This is a genomic window from Pseudomonas izuensis (assembly GCF_009861505.1).
Lineage (GTDB): Bacteria > Pseudomonadota > Gammaproteobacteria > Pseudomonadales > Pseudomonadaceae > Aquipseudomonas > Aquipseudomonas izuensis.
The window spans coordinates 306912-322584 of record NZ_WTFT01000004.1 but is presented as its reverse complement, the minus strand read 5'-3'; the positions used below and the strand labels follow the sequence as shown (position 1 = coordinate 322584).

General features: G+C 57.9%; 18 protein-coding genes and 2 tRNA genes. 7 read left to right on the top strand and 13 right to left on the bottom strand.

Annotated elements, in window-relative coordinates:
- The first annotated feature begins 41 nt into the window (after positions 1-41).
- Together GPL81_RS04490 and GPL81_RS04485 are read left to right on the top strand one after the other, a co-directional pair.
- A complete protein-coding gene (locus GPL81_RS04490) occupies positions 42-821 on the top strand; it encodes a DeoR/GlpR family DNA-binding transcription regulator (RefSeq protein WP_160105351.1) in 780 nt (259 codons plus the stop codon).
- Between the two features lie 344 nt (positions 822-1165).
- The gene (locus tag GPL81_RS04485; RefSeq protein WP_246218882.1) at positions 1166-1555 is read left to right on the top strand and encodes a type II toxin-antitoxin system RelE/ParE family toxin; all 390 of its coding nucleotides are present in this window, start codon (positions 1166-1168) and stop codon (positions 1553-1555) included.
- Here the strand turns inward: GPL81_RS04485 and GPL81_RS04480 are convergent.
- Entirely contained in the window at positions 1552-1875 is a 324-nt protein-coding gene (locus tag GPL81_RS04480) for a helix-turn-helix domain-containing protein (RefSeq protein ID WP_160105350.1), read from the bottom strand. The genes GPL81_RS04485 and GPL81_RS04480 overlap by 4 nt on opposite strands.
- Before the next feature lie 220 nt (positions 1876-2095).
- Between GPL81_RS04480 and GPL81_RS04475 the strand changes: the two genes are divergently transcribed.
- Genes GPL81_RS04475 through GPL81_RS04465 form a run of 3 tightly spaced genes read left to right on the top strand, consistent with a single transcriptional unit; the run spans position 2096 to position 3720 of the window.
- Positions 2096-2314, top strand: a complete 219-nt coding sequence (locus tag GPL81_RS04475) for a tautomerase family protein (RefSeq protein WP_056852134.1) — start codon at positions 2096-2098, stop codon at positions 2312-2314.
- Positions 2311-2967, top strand: coding sequence for a DsbA family oxidoreductase (locus GPL81_RS04470; protein ID WP_160105349.1), 657 nt, complete (start codon positions 2311-2313; stop codon positions 2965-2967). Before GPL81_RS04475 ends, GPL81_RS04470 begins: the two co-directional genes overlap by 4 nt.
- 42 nt (positions 2968-3009) lie before the next feature.
- Entirely contained in the window at positions 3010-3720 is a 711-nt protein-coding gene (locus tag GPL81_RS04465) for an SDR family NAD(P)-dependent oxidoreductase (RefSeq protein ID WP_160105348.1), read from the top strand.
- A 65-nt stretch (positions 3721-3785) separates the two neighbouring features.
- Here GPL81_RS04465 and GPL81_RS04460 read toward each other — a convergent pair.
- From GPL81_RS04460 to GPL81_RS04430, 7 genes are all read right to left on the bottom strand, one after another.
- Positions 3786-3861: transfer RNA gene (locus GPL81_RS04460), tRNA-Thr, on the bottom strand.
- Positions 3862-3991: 130 nt separating this feature from the next.
- Positions 3992-5233 (bottom strand): nucleoside deaminase, encoded by a 1242-nt coding sequence (locus GPL81_RS04455; protein WP_160105347.1) that lies wholly within the window; start codon positions 5231-5233, stop codon positions 3992-3994.
- 298 nt (positions 5234-5531) lie between these two features.
- A complete protein-coding gene (locus GPL81_RS04450; protein ID WP_160105346.1) occupies positions 5532-6761 on the bottom strand; it encodes a methyltransferase in 1230 nt (409 codons plus the stop codon).
- Entirely contained in the window at positions 6742-7431 is a 690-nt protein-coding gene (locus GPL81_RS04445) for an ABC transporter permease (protein WP_096513881.1), read from the bottom strand. The genes GPL81_RS04450 and GPL81_RS04445 overlap by 20 nt, the downstream gene beginning before the upstream one ends.
- Positions 7428-8123, bottom strand: coding sequence for an ABC transporter permease (locus GPL81_RS04440; protein ID WP_096513880.1), 696 nt, complete (start codon positions 8121-8123; stop codon positions 7428-7430). Before GPL81_RS04440 ends, GPL81_RS04445 begins: the two co-directional genes overlap by 4 nt.
- A 77-nt stretch (positions 8124-8200) precedes the next feature.
- Positions 8201-8950, bottom strand: a complete 750-nt coding sequence (locus tag GPL81_RS04435; protein ID WP_096513879.1) for an ABC transporter substrate-binding protein — start codon at positions 8948-8950, stop codon at positions 8201-8203.
- A gap of 13 nt (positions 8951-8963) precedes the next feature.
- Positions 8964-9737 (bottom strand): ABC transporter ATP-binding protein, encoded by a 774-nt coding sequence (locus GPL81_RS04430; protein ID WP_007972784.1) that lies wholly within the window; start codon positions 9735-9737, stop codon positions 8964-8966.
- A gap of 562 nt (positions 9738-10299) precedes the next feature.
- Here GPL81_RS04430 and gabP point away from each other — a divergent pair.
- The gene (gene gabP / locus GPL81_RS04425; protein ID WP_160105345.1) at positions 10300-11691 is read left to right on the top strand and encodes a GABA permease; all 1392 of its coding nucleotides are present in this window, start codon (positions 10300-10302) and stop codon (positions 11689-11691) included.
- Between the two features lie 71 nt (positions 11692-11762).
- Here the strand turns inward: gabP and GPL81_RS04420 are convergent, their stop codons facing one another.
- The 4 genes from GPL81_RS04420 to GPL81_RS04405 all read right to left on the bottom strand — a co-directional run bounded on the left by GPL81_RS04420 (position 11763) and on the right by GPL81_RS04405 (position 14776).
- On the bottom strand, positions 11763-12215 hold the full coding sequence (locus tag GPL81_RS04420; RefSeq protein ID WP_160105344.1) for a hypothetical protein: 453 nt from the start codon (positions 12213-12215) through the stop codon (positions 11763-11765).
- Between the two features lie 6 nt (positions 12216-12221).
- A complete protein-coding gene (locus tag GPL81_RS04415; protein WP_096513874.1) occupies positions 12222-12638 on the bottom strand; it encodes a hypothetical protein in 417 nt (138 codons plus the stop codon).
- A 36-nt stretch (positions 12639-12674) separates the two neighbouring features.
- Positions 12675-13649, bottom strand: coding sequence for an alpha/beta hydrolase family protein (locus GPL81_RS04410; RefSeq protein ID WP_160105343.1), 975 nt, complete (start codon positions 13647-13649; stop codon positions 12675-12677).
- Positions 13650-13717: 68 nt separating this feature from the next.
- On the bottom strand, positions 13718-14776 hold the full coding sequence (locus GPL81_RS04405) for a PDDEXK nuclease domain-containing protein (protein WP_160105342.1): 1059 nt from the start codon (positions 14774-14776) through the stop codon (positions 13718-13720).
- 260 nt (positions 14777-15036) lie between these two features.
- Between GPL81_RS04405 and GPL81_RS04400 the strand changes: the two genes are divergently transcribed.
- On the top strand, positions 15037-15480 hold the full coding sequence (locus tag GPL81_RS04400; protein ID WP_160105341.1) for a carboxypeptidase regulatory-like domain-containing protein: 444 nt from the start codon (positions 15037-15039) through the stop codon (positions 15478-15480).
- A 73-nt stretch (positions 15481-15553) separates the two neighbouring features.
- Here the strand turns inward: GPL81_RS04400 and GPL81_RS04395 are convergent.
- Positions 15554-15629, bottom strand: a tRNA-Phe gene (locus GPL81_RS04395).
- Positions 15630-15673 lie beyond the last annotated feature (44 nt).

Below are 15673 nucleotides of genomic sequence, written 5' to 3'. Positions count from 1 at the left end.
GTCGTGTAAGATCGACCACCGTCCAAACAACGAGACCCGCCATGAAAGTGTCCGAACGCCACCGCGCCATCCTCGAACTCGTGCGCATCGGCGATGCCAACGTCGAGCAATTGAGCGCGGCGCTCGGGGTTTCGGAAGCGACCGTGCGGCGCGACCTGACCATGCTCGCCAAGCAGCGGCATCTGGTGCGCACTTATGGCGGTGCCACTGCCGTGGTGGGCGTGCATGAGCCGGAAGCGTCGCTGGAAGAACGCAAGACCAGCCAGTGGGAACAGAAAGATGCCATCGCCCTTGCAGCGGCAGCCCATGTTCAGGACGGCGACACCGTCCTGCTCGACGGCGGCACCACCTGCGCGGCGCTGGCTCATCACCTGTGCTCGCGCCAGGACGTGCACGTGGTCACCAACAACCTGCTCGCCGTGATGACCCTGGCCAACGCACCCGGTGTGCGCCTGACCTTGATCGGCGGCGATCTGCGCGGTTCGAGCATGAGCACGTTAGGGCCATTGGCGGAATTGACGCTGAGCCGTTTGAGCGTCGACAAAGCCTTCCTCGGTGCGGACGGTGTTGTTGCGGAGTTCGGCTTGTGCGAGGCGAGTGCGCAGCAGGCTTATCTCAAGGAATGCATCATCAAGCGGGCTGCGCAGATCATCGTTCTCGCAGACACCGACAAACTGGGGCGCGCTCGCCAGCAACACTGGACACCGATTGAGCGGGAGTGGCGGTTGATCACCGGTGCCACTGCTGATGAAGCTGCGCTTGCGCCGTTTCGTGCCATTGCGCAAATCACGGTGGAAACCGTGATCGTCGGTAGCGACTAATCGAACTGTAGGAGCCCGGCTTGCCGGCGATAGCGCCTTCAAGAACGCTATCGCCGGCAAGCCGGGCTCCTACGAAAAGCGTTTACATGCTTGAGCCCAAACAACAAAAGCCCCGAATGTTTCGGGGCTTTTTCGTGCTGTTGATATTCTCCTGTCACCGAAACTCGATTTTGGTAACACGTGTCGCCAACATGTCGCCCGCAGCGACACGTCCTCAATACGTGTCGCAAAAAGTGGAAAATTTCGACACGTAACAAAACGGACTACATCAAAAAAATCTGCGTCCTACCGCGGAAAAAGCCAGCGGTGACTTCTAAACAACGCCCAATCAATCGTCTACTGGGGTGTTGAAGAGCATCGCCTTGTTTCAGGTAGGAATTCATCTTTTGAAGAGATTTGCTTTTGTAAATGAAGCGGCAACTCGTGAGTACAAGGAACTACCTGAATGGGTACAGGATGAGTTTGGGAAAGACCTGATGCGGGTGCAATACAGCGCGGACCCAGAGCTGGCAATAAAGCAGCTGAGTTCAATTGGGGCTGGCGCAATTGAGTTGATTATCAACGGTAGTCCTGCCTACCGATGCATCTACATTGCGAAGTATGCGGACACCATTTTTGTCCTTCATTCGTTCGTTAAAACAACGAACGGGACGGATCGTCACGCTATGGCTGTTGCGCAAAACCGATTGAAGGAGCTCAAGTCGGAGCTTCGCAAACTGGGGTTCAACGCCTAGCCAGCACGAACCTGTGAAATGACTATCTGAGGCAAGGCCCCGGTATCGTTGGGCGATAAAGTAAACGTGGTGCGAAAGCCGAGTCTATCCAACATGTCCATCATCGCATCGATCGTAAATTTTTCGATCTTGCCGGTGGTGAGCTCAGAAACACGTGATTGAGTCACGTTCAACACAGTCGCGGCTTCGCTTTGTTTGAGACCCAGCTTTTTGATGCAATGGGTGATGAATATCGACAACTCCATTTTCAAAGCCATTTTGCTGGCGACTTCGTCGTCATGCGTGACATGGAATGGGCTATCGAAGAATTGAATTGCCATGGGCATTCCTCTTGGAACTTTATATAAAATTTAAGATAAATTTAGGTTAGCTGATTGATCGATTGATGCAACCGTTTTTTTGCTTACCCTCGTGACACCAATTACACCACGTAACTAATGATGTTCCCGTCCCCACCTTTATCCCCTCCAGCGAACACCCTACATTGAGCTCCAACGCCTCTCCCATCATCCCGACGGGAAGGTCACTGGAGATTCCTCAATGCCTTTCGTAAGTGTCCGCATCACCCGCGACGGGGTTACCACTGAGCAGAAAGCTCAGGTGATCGCCGAAATCACTGAAACACTGGAACGCGTCCTCAACAAACGCCCTGACCTGACCCACATCGTGATCGAGGAAGTCGACACCGATAACTGGGGCTATGCCGGGATCACCACCACCCAGTACCGCAAACAACTGGCGGAAGAGGGGCAGTCATGACGGCGTCGGTGACCATCGATTTTGTCTCCGATGTGGTGTGCCCCTGGTGTGCACTGGGCGCGACCGCGCTGGAGCAGGCGATCGAGAACGTAGCAGGCGAAGTGTCGGTCGAGCTGACCTACAAGCCTTTCGAACTGAACCCGAACATGCCGCCCGAAGGCGAGAAAGCCGTCGAGCACTTGATGCGCAAATACGGGCGCACGGCCGAAGACATCGCTTCCGGCAAAAAGATGCAGATCGAACGGGGGGCAGCCATCGGCTTCAAGTTCGACCTGGAGAAGCGCAGCCACTTCTACAACACCTTTGACGCTCACCGGTTGTTGCTCTGGGCGCTGGAGGAAGGGCGTCAGGTGGCACTGAAGAAAATCCTGCTTCGCGCTTACTTCAGCGAAGGCCAGAACCCGAGTGATCAGCAGACGCTGGTGCGGTTGGCGGGTGAAGCCGGGTTGGATGAGGCTCAGGCACGCAACGTGTTGGAGTCCGGTGCGTTTGCCGACGAGGTGCGTGAGCTTGAGGAGTTTTACCGCCAGCGCGGCATCAATTCGGTCCCGGCCATGGTGTTGAACGGCCGTCACTTGGTGTCCGGTTCGCAGTCGGTCGAGTACTACGAACAAATGTTGAGACAAATGGCGACGGCCTCCGCCGACGCCTGATTCATCGAATTTCAAATCCCACTATTGTCAGAGGTATTCATCATGAGCAACTCGAAAAAAGTCATCGTCATCACTGGCGCATCCCAAGGTCTCGGCGACGGCATGGTCAAGGCCTTCCGTGAACTCGGCTACCAGATCGTCGCAACCTCGCGTTCGATCAAACCATCCACCGACCCGGACATCCTCACCGTGGCCGGCGACATCGGCGAACCGGCAACCGCCCAGCGCGTGATTCGTGAAGCGATCGCCCGTTTCGGCCGTATCGACACCTTGGTCAACAACGCCGGGATCTTCATTGCCAAGCCATTCACCCAGTACACCGCTGAAGACTATGCCAATGTGTTGTCGGTGAACCTCAATGGCTTCTTCTACATTACTCAGTTGGCCATCGCCGAAATGGAAAAAAATGGCAGCGGCCACATCGTCAACATCACCACCAGCCTGATCGATCACGCTATCGACGGCGTGCCATCGGTACTGGCTTCGCTGACCAAGGGTGGCCTGAACGCGGCGACCAAATCCCTGGCGATCGAATACGCCAAGCGCGGCATTCGGGTCAACGCGGTTTCGCCTGGCATCATCAAAACCCCGATGCACAGCGAAGAAACCCACGCCGCGCTGGGCGCCCTGCACCCGGTCGGGCATATGGGTGAGATCGAAGACATTGCCAACGCAGTCGTGTACCTGGACGGCGCCAACTTTGTCACTGGCGAAATCCTGCACGTCGATGGTGGTCAGAGCGCGGGTCACTAAGATCCGGGTTTTCAAACGGCAGAAACAACAAAGCCCTCGTATTGCTACGAGGGCTTTGTTTTGTATGGTGCCGGCACCAGGAATCGAACCCGGGACCTACTGATTACAAGTCAGTTGCTCTACCATCTGAGCTATACCGGCGTGTCAGGGCGACGATTATAGCGATTGGGCAGGTTCTGTAAACCCCTGAATTCTGACTATTTTTGCGCGGGTGAACGGCCAGTCCCGCGACGTCTTGTACGGGACTGGCCGGTGCGAGTTATTTACAGGGTTATACGCCGCTTTTGACGGCGTTGATCAGGTCCTGGCTCAGCACCTGCGCAGGCGCGACTTGCACGCTTTGGGTGTAGAACGGCGGCAGGTTCTGGGCCAGTGTCGACAATGCTTGCGCGGTGGTATTGCCCGGCAGCAGCACGTATTGCAGGTTGGACGGGTAGCTCTGGGGCACGGTGCCTTCCATGGTCGAACCGTAGGCGCCAAACGTCATCACGGCTTGTGGCGTGGTGGGGTCGGGGGCATAGAGGAAGACGAAGGTGCCGTACTTCGGATGCGTCAGGTATTGCTCGGCCTGTGCGCGAACCGCCGGGTCTGGGTCGTTCATCAGGGTCCAGCGCATGACCGCATAGTTGCGGGTGGTTTCCATGAATGCTGTACGAATCGGCGACTGATTCTCCACGCCTCCCAGGCACACCAGCAGGTTGCCGAACGGATCGATCAGCGCTACCGAGTTGAATACCGCGCTTTGCTGCGCGGTCTTGAGCAATGGCGGGGCGAGTTCAGCGCCGGGATCACGCGGGTTGGTTGATTTCACGGTCAACGCGAACGGGCTGAGCGCCGTCAGTGCCTGACGCACTTTGCTGTTGGCTGGCAGGGTGGCCGGGTTTTGCAGTTGATCCGGAGGCAGGCCGCTGTTGTTACTGGCCTCGCGCACCGTGTTGACGCTGGCGGAGAAGATCGAGCTGCAGAGGAAGTACGCCGCTGAATCAATCGTCTGGCCGCCGAACACCGGGCTGGTCGAGCCTTGATAGGCGCGGCTGACCGGCGCAGCAATCGCGTAATAACCCCAGGTCGCTTGAGCCTGCTGGCGGATCCGCGGCGGCAGTGATGGAAAGGTGAACTGGCTGTTGTAGTTGATGCCCGCGTAGTCATCAATCGCACTGACGGCGACATTGAATCCTGCTGTCAGCAGCGAACCGGCGCACATGGCGCAAGGGTCAAGCGTGGTCACGACGGTCAATTGGTTGGGCGGTGGCAGGTTCAGTGGCGCGACATTTTCGTAGTACCAGTCCACCAGTTGTCGCTCACCGTGGGCGGTCGGGTCATGGGGCAGGAAGTAGGTGGTGCCGCTGCCGGGAAATGGCATCAGCACGTTGTTGTGCAGCGCAGCGATGACCTCGCCGGTTGTGTTGTTGATGATGGCGCCGCCCACTGCGAAGGTTTGCTGCAGTGCAGCGTAAATGGCTTGGTTGGCGACGGTATCGACAGCTTCCTGCGCACTGTTCAATGTGCTCATGTTTTCCCAGCTCCTTGCTGTACTGGCGTCAGAGAATTCTGACGCTTGGCAAAGATAGTTGAGGTTTTCAGCGCCGATTATGTTCTTTTGGCTTAACGCTTATGCACAACGGGGAAATCAGGTACATGCAGTCAAGAGCAAAACTGTGGATCCGTTCTCATCTGTGCGCAAATCACTGTTTTTCGGGTTTTTTATTCAAGTGTACGAAAACTGAACAGTGACGTTTCACCCCTGAAACAGCTGTAAATATTTGGATCCACGATATTTCATCAACAGAGTTATCCACAGGTTGGGTGCTTTAAGCGCGTTCCGCCAGGATCAGGAAATTGCGCGGGGTGAGCGGGGTTTCGCAGAAGGTGCCGAGGCGAACCGTATAACCCTGCTCATGCAGGAAAAGCGCTCGGTCGAGCACCAGCCAAAGCTCCAGTGGGCGTCGGAAAAGTCCGCGTAGCAGCTCCAAATTACGTACTTCAGCCAAGCGTCGCCAACCAGCGGCTTCCTGTGCTGACCAATCCTGCGACCCTACTGTGGATAACTCCTTGAGTTGGGCCAAATGATGGCAATAGTCAGCGAAGGGTTTGTCCAGCCAGGCGCTTGGCAGTGACGGGGTCGGCAGGTATTCGTCAACGTCCCGCAACTGACGTTGCAGCAGGTCGAAGGCCAGGCGCCGGGCCATAGAGCTATCACGCTGGCGTCGGACGCGAGCCCCGGCGGTGACGGTTTCGCTCATCGGTAGCGCGAGATCGTCGAGGGACAGCTGTAGGTCAGAGGCGTGTGCAGCCGAGGAAACGGGCGAGTATCGGGGAAGACTGATCCGGTTGTAGCAGCAAGGGGCGATGGCGAGTTGCTTGCAGCCAGCCGCACTGGCGAGTTCAATCAAGTGCACATGCAGGTCACCGCAGGCGTGTAGCGCGACGGGGGTGTGTTCAGCTTTCAATAAAGAAGCCGCGTTGGCCGCAAGAACATCCTGCTCGACATGCAGCGCACGCAGTTGATGGCGCTGGCTGAGGGCGTGACCGCTGGCGACCAGCGCCGGATCGTATTCCAGGCAAGTCAGCTGTTGGCCTGTTTGCAGCAGCCTTCGCCCCAAGTGACCTTTACCTGAGCACCAGTCCAGCCAATGCGTCGGCGCATCGGCAAACTGCAATCGACTGGCGAAGGCTTCGATCTGCTGCCACTTGCGACCCGGCACATCAACATTCAGTCGATGGCCTGCTGCTTCCAGCGCATGGGCGGGCAATTCATGCACAGCGCTCAGCGCGAGGGACATCGCCGCCAAGGTCGAAAACGGTTCTGGCGCATCCACGAGAGCGGGTTCGTTGTGCGATTTTTCCGCGTCTTCCAGCGATCTGCTGCGTAGCCAGGCAGCCAACTCGGGGTAGGAAGTTTCCCAAGGCAGTTGCAGATGGGTGAACGGCCGTGGTTTCCACAGCGCCTGATGCTGTATCAGAAAAGCATCCAGCGCAGTGAAACGGGCGAGCAGGTCCTCGCCCGTCAACACGCGGGCATCAACGCCCTTGGCAGGCATCGACGCGCAACCAGCGCTCCAACAGCTTGAAGCCACGGACCAGCACATAAGCCATCAGCAGGTAGAACATGCCAGCGGCGAAGAAGATCTCTACCGGCAGATAGGTGCGGGCAATGATGGTGCGGGCCATGCCGGTCAGTTCCAGCAGGGTCACGGTGCTGGCCAGGGCGCTGGCCTTGAGCATCAGGATCACTTCGTTGCTGTAGGCCGGCAGGCCGATGCGCGCCGCCCGTGGCAGGATGATGTAGATCAGTGCCTTGGCCTTGGACATGCCCAGCGCTCGTGCCGCCTCGATCTCACCTGGTGGAATCGCCTGGATGGCGCCACGCAGGATCTCGGCGATATAGGCCGCGGTGTGCAGGGTCATGGTGGCTGTGGCGCACCAGAACGGATCACGCAGGTACGGCCACATCGAGCTATTACGAATGACGTCGAACTGCGCCAGGCCGTAGTAGACGAGGAACAGTTGAACCAGCAGCGGCGTACCACGGAAAAAGAAGATGTAGCCGTAGGGAAAAGCCCGCACCCACCACAGGCGCGACGAGCGGGCGATACCCAGGGGGATCGCCAGCAACAGGCCGGCAATCACGGCAATGGCCACCAGTTCCAGGGTCAGGGTTGCTCCCTGGGTCAGTTTCGGCAGCCACTTGATAATGACTTCCCAGTTCATTGAGCACTCCTCGCGAAGCCGCGAGCGGCGCGTTTTTCCAGTAGATGCATGCCGGTCATGGCGAGAATCGTCAGGCCCAGGTACATGAACGCGGCCACCATATAGAAGGTGAACGGTTGCTTGGACACGGTCACGCCGATTTGTGCGTGGCGCATGATTTCTTCAAGGCCGATCACCGATACCAGCGCGGTGTCTTTCATCAGGATCATGAACAGATTGCCCAGGCCGGGCAGGGCGATGCGCCACATCTGCGGCATGATCAACTTGGTGAAGATGCGCCATTTCGACAGGCCCAGGGCCACGCCGGCCTCACGATGGCCTTTGGGAATGGCGAGGATTGCGCCACGAAACACTTCCGTGGCGTAGGCGCCGAAGCACAAGCCCAGCGCAATCACGCCGGCGGCGAAGGCATTGAGTTCCAGGTCGGGGTTGCCGAAGAACTCGCCCAGGGCACGCATCAGGTTGACCGTGCCGAAGTAGATCAGCAGCACCCAGAGCAATTCCGGAATACCGCGAACCAGGGTCGAATAAGTGCCGCCAAGCCATTGCAGCGGCTTGTACGGGGAGGTCTTGGCCAAGGCGCCGAGCAGACCGAGCACCAGCCCCAGGCTCAGGGCCGAGAGTGCCAGTTTCACAGTCATCAGCGCGCCGGCGGCAAGCGCCGGGCCGAATCCGTAGAGGTCGATAATCATGGATTTCTTTTCAAATCGCGGCAGGCAAGGCCGGGACCGGCGCCGTCATAGGGCGCCGCCGGTCCGGCAGGTCAGTATCAATAGATGCTGAACGGGAAGTACTTGTCGTTGATCTTCTTGTAGGTGCCGTCAGCGACGATTTCTTTCAGCGCAGTGTTCAGCTTGTCGCGGATCGGGTCGTTTTTACGCACGGCGATACCGATCTTGTCGCTTTCTTCCACCGGGTCGCCCTTGAATTCGTAGGACTTGCCGGCGTCGCTTTTCAGCCACTCATAGTTGACGTACTTGTCGGCGAGGATGGCGTCCAGGCGACCGGAAGTCAGGTCGAGGTAGGCGTTTTCCTGGGTGTCGTAGAGCTTGACGGTGATGTCGTCACCGAAGTGATCTTCCAGGAAGGTACCGGCCAGGGTCGCACGCTGGGCGCCGATCACCTTGCCTTTGAGCGAGTCCTTGTCGGTTTTGAAGTCGACGTTTTTAGGCGCGATGAATTGCAGCTTGTTGGAGTAGTACGGGTCGGTGAAGTCCACCGCTTGCTTGCGCTCGTCGGTAATCGACATCGACGAGATCAGGAAGTCGAACTTCTTGGCGTTCAGGGCGGGGATGATGCCGTCCCAGTCGGAGGTGACCACGGTGCATTCGACTTTCATCTTGGCGCACAGGGCGTCGCCGATTTCCTTGTCGAAGCCGACGACATTGCCACTGGCATCTTTGTTGTTGAACGGCGGGTAGGCTGCTTCGATGCCCATCTTCAGGGTTTCAGCCATGGCACCGGCGCTGAAGGCCAGGGTGACGGCGGCAGCCAGGAAGACCTTTTTGTAGTTCTGCATGTGGGTAGCTCCGTTAGCGGTTGCTGGACATGAATTGTTTGCAGCGTGCCGAAAGCGGGTTTTCAAACACCTGCTGTGGCGATCCTTGCTCTTCTACCAGGCCCTGGTGGAGGAACACCACTTCGCTGGAGACCTGACGGGCAAAGCCCATTTCATGGGTGACCAGCAGCATGGTGCGGCCTTCTTCGGCCAGTGCGCGGATGACATTAAGTACTTCCTGGACCATTTCCGGGTCAAGCGCGGAGGTGGGCTCGTCGAACAGGATGACCTTGGGTTGCATGGCCAGGGTGCGGGCGATGGCCGCGCGTTGTTGCTGGCCGCCGGACAGTTGCGCGGGGTAGGCGTGGCGCTTGTCGGCGATGCCGACCTTGGCCAGCAAGGCCTCGGCCACTTCGATGGCTTCTGCCTTGCTCTGGCCGAGCACGCGGCGCGGCGCCTCGATGATGTTGTCGAGCACGCTCATGTGCGGCCACAGGTTAAAGTTTTGAAACACAAAACCGATTTCGCTACGCAGACGATTGATCTGCTTGCCGTCGGCAGCGACCAGTTCGCCGTTCTTTGCGGCTTTGAGCTTGAGTTCTTCCCCGGCCACCAGAATCTGGCCCTGGTGCGGGTTTTCCAGCAGGTTGATGCAACGCAGGAACGTGGACTTGCCGGAACCAGACGAACCCAGGATCGAGATCACATCGCCGTCGCGGGCGGTCAGCGAGATGCCTTTGAGCACCTCCAGCGAACCGTAGCGTTTGTGCAAGTTGCGGATTTCAAGCGCGGGCGTGGCCTCTGCCATGTCGTTCCTCATATATGTTGCGCTCCTGCTGTTGGTGGCCTTCCTGGCGAGGCGGCCAAGCTAGCATAGCGTTTCAAAGGCAGCCAACAGCGCTACGGGCAGTAAACGGGTGGCATGTGGCAGGTTGTCGCATCGGCACAGCAGACTGTCGCCCCATCAACAACCGAACAGCCGTTTGAACCCTGCAAGCGGGTAAAAGCGCGGTGCTGTCGCGTAAAAAAGGGCGCGATGTTGCCAGCTTTGGTGGGGTGTTGGAAGCGCTAACCGGCCGAACGTTCCAGATCTGCACTTTTATTGTGCGTCATGTCGTTTTTAGATGTGTTTCCGGTGCGCAGATTCGTTCCCGAAGTGGGTCGCAGGGTAACGCTTTGGCAAAGTGCCATTACTTTCAATGACTTGCGATGACTGTCCGGTCCGGTCGAAATCGCCGGGGTAGACGCTTTTGAAACATTTTGGCGCATTTATTGCGTGCAGATTCCGGAACGCTCCGTTGGTTTCTTTTTACAGAAGGGAAATTCAGGCGGGACGCACGCATTCGCTTTTCCTTACAAAGGTAGTTTCAATGAGCAGTACCCAAAGCTCTAATGGCCTCGAACAGGGGCTTAAACCGCGTCATGTGACCATGCTGTCGATCGCCGGGGTTATCGGCGCCGGCCTGTTCGTAGGCTCGGGCCACGCTATCGCTGCTGCAGGCCCGGCCGTGCTGTTGGCCTATGCCGCCGCCGGTATGCTGGTGGTGTTGGTGATGCGCATGCTGGGTGAAATGGCAGTTGCTTCGCCAGACACCGGTTCTTTCTCCACCTACGCCGATCGCGCGATCGGTCACTGGGCCGGTTTCACCATCGGCTGGCTGTACTGGTGGTTCTGGGTTCTCGTAATCCCGCTGGAAGCCAACGCCGCCGCAACCATCCTGCATGCCTGGTTCCCTGGCGTGGACATCTGGGCCTTCGCCCTGGTGATCACCATGCTGTTGACCGTGACCAACCTCTTCAGCGTGAAGAACTACGGCGAGTTCGAGTTCTGGTTCGCCCTGATCAAGGTCCTGGCGATCATCGGCTTCATCGTTCTGGGCGTCATGGCGATCTTCGGCTTCCTGCCGGGCAGCCAGGTCAGCGGTGTTTCCCATCTGTTCGACACCCAGGGCTTCCTGCCAAACGGCATGGGCGCGGTGTTGGGTGCCATCCTGACCACCATGTTCTCCTTCATGGGTACCGAGATCGTGACCATCGCGGCCGCGGAATCGAAGAACCCTGGCAAGCAAATCTCCAAGGCCACCAATTCGGTGATCTGGCGGATCGGCTTGTTCTACCTCGTATCGATCTTCATCGTCGTGGCCCTGGTGCCATGGAACGATCCGGTACTGGCCAGCCTGGGTTCCTACCAGACTGTGCTTGAGCGCATGGGTATCCCTAACGCCAAGATGATCGTCGACATCGTGGTATTGGTTGCTGTGACCAGCTGCCTGAACTCGGCGCTCTACACGTCGTCGCGCATGCTGTTCTCCCTGGGCAAGCGTGGTGATGCACCGGCCATGTCCACGCGCACTAACAAAAGCGGCACGCCATACTGGGCTGTCATGCTGTCCACTGGCGCAGCGTTCCTGGCAACCTTCGCCAACTACGTGGCCCCGGCTGCGGTGTTCGAATTCCTGCTGGCCAGCTCCGGTGCCATCGCACTGCTGGTGTACCTGGTGATCGCGATCTCGCAACTGCGTATGCGTAAACAGCGTATGGCTCGCGGCGAGAAAATCGTCTTCAGCATGTGGCTGTTCCCGGGCCTGACCTACGCGGTGATCGTATTCATCGTCGGTGCCCTGACCATCATGCTGTTCCAGGAAGCCCATCGCGTGGAAATCCTCGCGACCGGTCTGCTCAGCGCTCTGGTGGTTGCTGCCGGCTTGCTGGTTGCTCGCCGTCGCAAGCTGGAAAAAAGTGGCGCGGTGGTGTTGAACTGATTCATACCGCGTAACGCAAAACGGCCGCTGTCAGTGATGACAAGCGGCCGTTTTTGTTTGAGCCGTATCCCTTACTTGGCTTTTTCTTCCGGCGCTTCCAGCGACTCGCGGTAGACATCCAGTGCAGCGCCGAAATCGGCGATGAACTGCGGCTCGCTCAGCCATGCCTGGGCGGCGTCGCGGTCCATGCCGTCGGCCCACATGCGGTAATCGATCAGCATGTCGGCGGCCAGGTGGGTGGCGGCCATGCCTTCGTCGTCGGCGTTTTCCATGTCCAGCAGTTCTGGATGATCGATGATGATGAAGGCCAGGTTCGTCAGCAGCACGGAGAGCATTTCGCTGCGGCTGATGGCTTCCGCGTCGCGCATTTTGCTGAACATCGCCAGGGTGTATTCCGGGATTGGCTCGGCGAGATGGCCGAGATCATCGTCCAGCGCGACGGGTTTTCTGCCGTGGATATTGATTTGCTTGGCTTTGGCTTTTGCGCGTTTGGCGCGTTTCTGTTGCTTGTTCAGGGAGGCCATGGGAGCTCAGTTCGGTTTCTGTTGGGTTTGCGCGGCAATGGCGTCGGACGCCGCCACGTAGTCAGCCTGGAAGGCCGGTGATTCGATCCATGCCAGGGCGCCGGCTTCGTCGGTTTCGGTGGACCATTGGCGATATTCGATCAGCGCGGCGAGGATAAAGTCCATCGCGCCTTCTTCGCCTTCCTGCTCGTACACCAGTTCCAGCAGCGGGTCTTCGAGGAAGGCCGTGCACATGGCTTGCTGGCTGATCTTTTCGGCGTCGATCATTTTCTTGAACAGTTCGGTCAGGTCCACCGACTCGAAATCGATGCGGTCGTCATTCGGGTCCAGTTCGACCGGCGTGGCGGCGCGTTGGGTGCGGTTCTGCTTGGCCTTGGCCTTGGCGCGCGAGGCGCGTTTTTGCTGCTTGTTGGCGGAGGCCATGAGCGTCGTTCCGTAATTCGTTGAAAGGGCAGTGACTCAGTTGCGTGGCACTGTCCGCCCGGGTGTACCGGGGGCCAGCTCGCCGTTTTGCAGCCAGGACAATGCAATGGGCCATAGTGTGGCTTGGTATGCGCTGCGAAAAAAGGCGAAATGTCCGACTTCTGCTTCGCCGATGTCTTCGGGCGCAATGCGCAGGTGGGTATTGAGGCTGCCAGTGAAGTAACCAAGCAGGCGTTCGATGGCCGGGACGGTGCCGTAGGGATCATCGCTGATGCTGATCGCCAGGATTTTCGCATTGACGGTGGCGAAGGGCAGGCGACCGGTGGTTGCGTGGGCTGCACGGCCGCTGGGGCGCGTTTCGTAGCGGGCAGTGGGCGTGCTCCAGTCACGGACCACGCCGGCGGGTGTGTCTTCGAGCCAGCCGAGGCGCTTGCCGGGAAAATATCCGCAGATCATCGTCACTATCGGCATAACCACATGCCACTTGCCAAACATCCGCCAGCGGTGAGCGGGCGCGTAATCGCGCCAGTAAGCGAATTGTGCGCCAACGGTCACCAGGCGCCGGATCAGCGTCCCTGACGCCCCCAGCCCCGCTGCACAGCCGCCAAAGCTATGACCGACGACATCGATCGGCTGCCCGGGAAACTCGCGCTGTGCGCGCTTGAGCATCGCTTCAAAATCCAGCGCGCCCCAGTCGGTCCACGAGGCCTGAAGTCTTTTGAGCGAAGTCGGGCGCGATTCGCCGATGCCACGGTAGTCGTAGGTGATCACATCGAAGCCGTTGGCGAACAGGTAGTCGGCGAAACGCGAGTAGTGCCGACAGCGGACCGAGGTAGCGGCGTTGATGATCACCACTGGGCGAGTGAGGTCCGTATCGGTATGCCGCCACGTGAAGCCGCCGAGAGTGAAGCCGTCGGCGGCGGGTTGCCTGAAGGGCTCGGCAACGGCGTCTGTTGCCAGTGGCAACTCGATTTGAGTGGGGGCCAGTGGAGGCATGTCCTGCAAATTCATCGTCTTCGGACCTTTGCGGGTAGCTGCCAACGATAGTCTTTGTGTTGTGGATGAACAATCAGCCCGTTTTATTCGGGCATTTGATTGAGCAGGCGCTCTTCGATCAGCGCCCGTTCCCGATTCAGTTCCGCCCGCAGTTCATCCTCGCTCGGGAGTACCAGCTTATATTTGCTGGCGAAGAGTTGTTCATTGCCCTGCAGTACCGAGTAGCGCACCACAGAGTCGTTTTTTTGCGCGCAAAGAATAATGCCGACGGTAGGCCCGTCCTTCTCTCTGCGTTTGAGGTCGTCGTACATACGCACATACATGTCCATCTGTCCGACATCCTGATGTGTCAATTCACCGCGTTTGAGATCGAAGATGACGAAACAATTGAGCAGATAGTTATAGAACACCAGGTCAATGTAGAAGTCTCGCCCTTCGGTACTGATACGCTGTTGACGGGCAATGAAAGCGAACCCTTTGCCCAACTCAAGCAGGAAACCCTGAAGCTGTTCGATCAGGGCTTGTTCGAGCCTGGTTTCCAAAACAACTCCAGTATTGGGCAGTCCAAGAAACTCCAGCATCACGGGGTCCCGGATGAAATCCCTGGGGTCGTTGTTCATTGCATGGATGTTGGTGGCGGCTTCTTCCATGACGGCAGGCTTGTCACGGCTCATCAGCAGTCGCTCGTAATAGAGCGTGTTGATCTGGCGCTCCAGGCTGCGACTTGACCAGTTCTGGGTGGCGGCTTCGTCCATGTACCACTTGCGTGCTTTTTCACTGTCCACTCGCAAAAGCCTGCGGTAATGCGTCCAGCTCAATTCGAGACGCAGTGCGTCTCGAATTGGAAACGCTTGATAGAACAGTCGCATTTTTCGCAAATTGGTCTCGTCAAACCCCTTTCCGAACTCCACTGTCAGTACCTTTGCAAGCGATGCCAGCAACTGCTTGCCGTATACCGCACGCCTAGCGCCCTCTTGTTCAAATTCCACTATGTGTCGCCCGATCTGCCAGTAGGTTTGTACCTGGGCGCTATCGACGGCTCGCTGAACTGTAAGCCGCGCCTGGCGGATCAAGTTGCCAAGGTCGCCCAGCAGCGACGCGATATTTTGATCTTCTGTGTTTGCAGGCGTTATAGCGCTCATTTGGTTTCCGCGTGTGATTGAACAGGCAGAAAAGGGTGCCAAGAACGCACGAGTCAAAGATGCAGGGCGCTGCCTGAAACCCGGAAGGAAATGCCGGACGTATTAGCAGGACCAACCTGATGGCAGGTGAGGGATATGGATCAAATCACGTAGTACGTTTCGTACTGGACCCAAGTACAAATCGATCTAAAACACGACCACCGCGCCAGAAATCAAAATTATGTAACGATTGGGTTCTGTGGAGCCCGGGAGTCGTCATCATGAAGCGCTTTAGTTCACTGATGTTGCCCCTCGCCACGGTCGGCGTGTTGATGTGTTCCGGTGTGTTGCCTGCTGCCAGTCTTGAGCCTGTTGATAGCTCGGGCGTGCAGGTCCAGCGGCAAGAGCAGAATGGAGTCGCTTATTTGTCCGGCGGGATTGGCCAGGACGAGTCGAAAGCCATTCAGCAGACCACGGGTTACAACCTGCACATGACCTTCTCGGTCGGGTCTCTGAATGAATACATACCCGACGTGACGCTGGTTATCGAGAAGGCTAAAGGGCAACCCGTACTGACGCTGAATAACGCCGGTCCGCTGGTTTATGTGCAACTGCCAGCCGGCAAATACACCGTCACCGCGACGCGTAATGGAGAGGTACGGCACGATGTTGCCGATATTGGCAGCGGCGCAGCCCGTAATCTGGTGTTCCACTGGAACAGCTAAGGCTGGATGTGGTCGCCATTAAACTGCGGGCATAAAAAAACCCTGAATCTTGCGATTCAGGGTTTTCGGTATTTGGTGCCCAGAGACGGAATCGAACCGCCGACACGGGGATTTTCAATCCCCTGCTCTACCGACTGAGCTATCTGGGCAACGGGGCGCATTAAACGGGTTTTTCAGGGGGTCGTCAAGCAAG

Bases quoted from the DNA above. Each gene is read 5' to 3' on its own strand.
- GPL81_RS04445 (WP_096513881.1), bottom strand. From the start codon at position 7,431: ATGAACTGGGAAGTCATTATCAAGTGGCTGCCGAAACTGACCCAGGGA.
- GPL81_RS04465 (WP_160105348.1), top strand. From the start codon at position 3,010: ATGAGCAACTCGAAAAAAGTCATCGTCATCACTGGCGCATCCCAAGGT.
- GPL81_RS04420 (WP_160105344.1), bottom strand. From the start codon at position 12,215: ATGGCCTCCCTGAACAAGCAACAGAAACGCGCCAAACGCGCAAAAGCC.
- GPL81_RS04475 (WP_056852134.1), top strand. From the start codon at position 2,096: ATGCCTTTCGTAAGTGTCCGCATCACCCGCGACGGGGTTACCACTGAG.
- GPL81_RS04400 (WP_160105341.1), top strand. From the start codon at position 15,037: ATGAAGCGCTTTAGTTCACTGATGTTGCCCCTCGCCACGGTCGGCGTG.
- GPL81_RS04430 (WP_007972784.1), bottom strand. From the start codon at position 9,737: ATGGCAGAGGCCACGCCCGCGCTTGAAATCCGCAACTTGCACAAACGC.
- GPL81_RS04410 (WP_160105343.1), bottom strand. From the start codon at position 13,649: ATGAATTTGCAGGACATGCCTCCACTGGCCCCCACTCAAATCGAGTTG.
- GPL81_RS04455 (WP_160105347.1), bottom strand. From the start codon at position 5,233: ATGAGCACATTGAACAGTGCGCAGGAAGCTGTCGATACCGTCGCCAAC.
- GPL81_RS04480 (WP_160105350.1), bottom strand. From the start codon at position 1,875: ATGGCAATTCAATTCTTCGATAGCCCATTCCATGTCACGCATGACGAC.
- GPL81_RS04440 (WP_096513880.1), bottom strand. From the start codon at position 8,123: ATGATTATCGACCTCTACGGATTCGGCCCGGCGCTTGCCGCCGGCGCG.
- gabP (WP_160105345.1), top strand. From the start codon at position 10,300: ATGAGCAGTACCCAAAGCTCTAATGGCCTCGAACAGGGGCTTAAACCG.
- GPL81_RS04415 (WP_096513874.1), bottom strand. From the start codon at position 12,638: ATGGCCTCCGCCAACAAGCAGCAAAAACGCGCCTCGCGCGCCAAGGCC.
- GPL81_RS04405 (WP_160105342.1), bottom strand. From the start codon at position 14,776: ATGAGCGCTATAACGCCTGCAAACACAGAAGATCAAAATATCGCGTCG.
- GPL81_RS04470 (WP_160105349.1), top strand. From the start codon at position 2,311: ATGACGGCGTCGGTGACCATCGATTTTGTCTCCGATGTGGTGTGCCCC.
- GPL81_RS04450 (WP_160105346.1), bottom strand. From the start codon at position 6,761: ATGCCTGCCAAGGGCGTTGATGCCCGCGTGTTGACGGGCGAGGACCTG.
- GPL81_RS04435 (WP_096513879.1), bottom strand. From the start codon at position 8,950: ATGCAGAACTACAAAAAGGTCTTCCTGGCTGCCGCCGTCACCCTGGCC.
- GPL81_RS04490 (WP_160105351.1), top strand. From the start codon at position 42: ATGAAAGTGTCCGAACGCCACCGCGCCATCCTCGAACTCGTGCGCATC.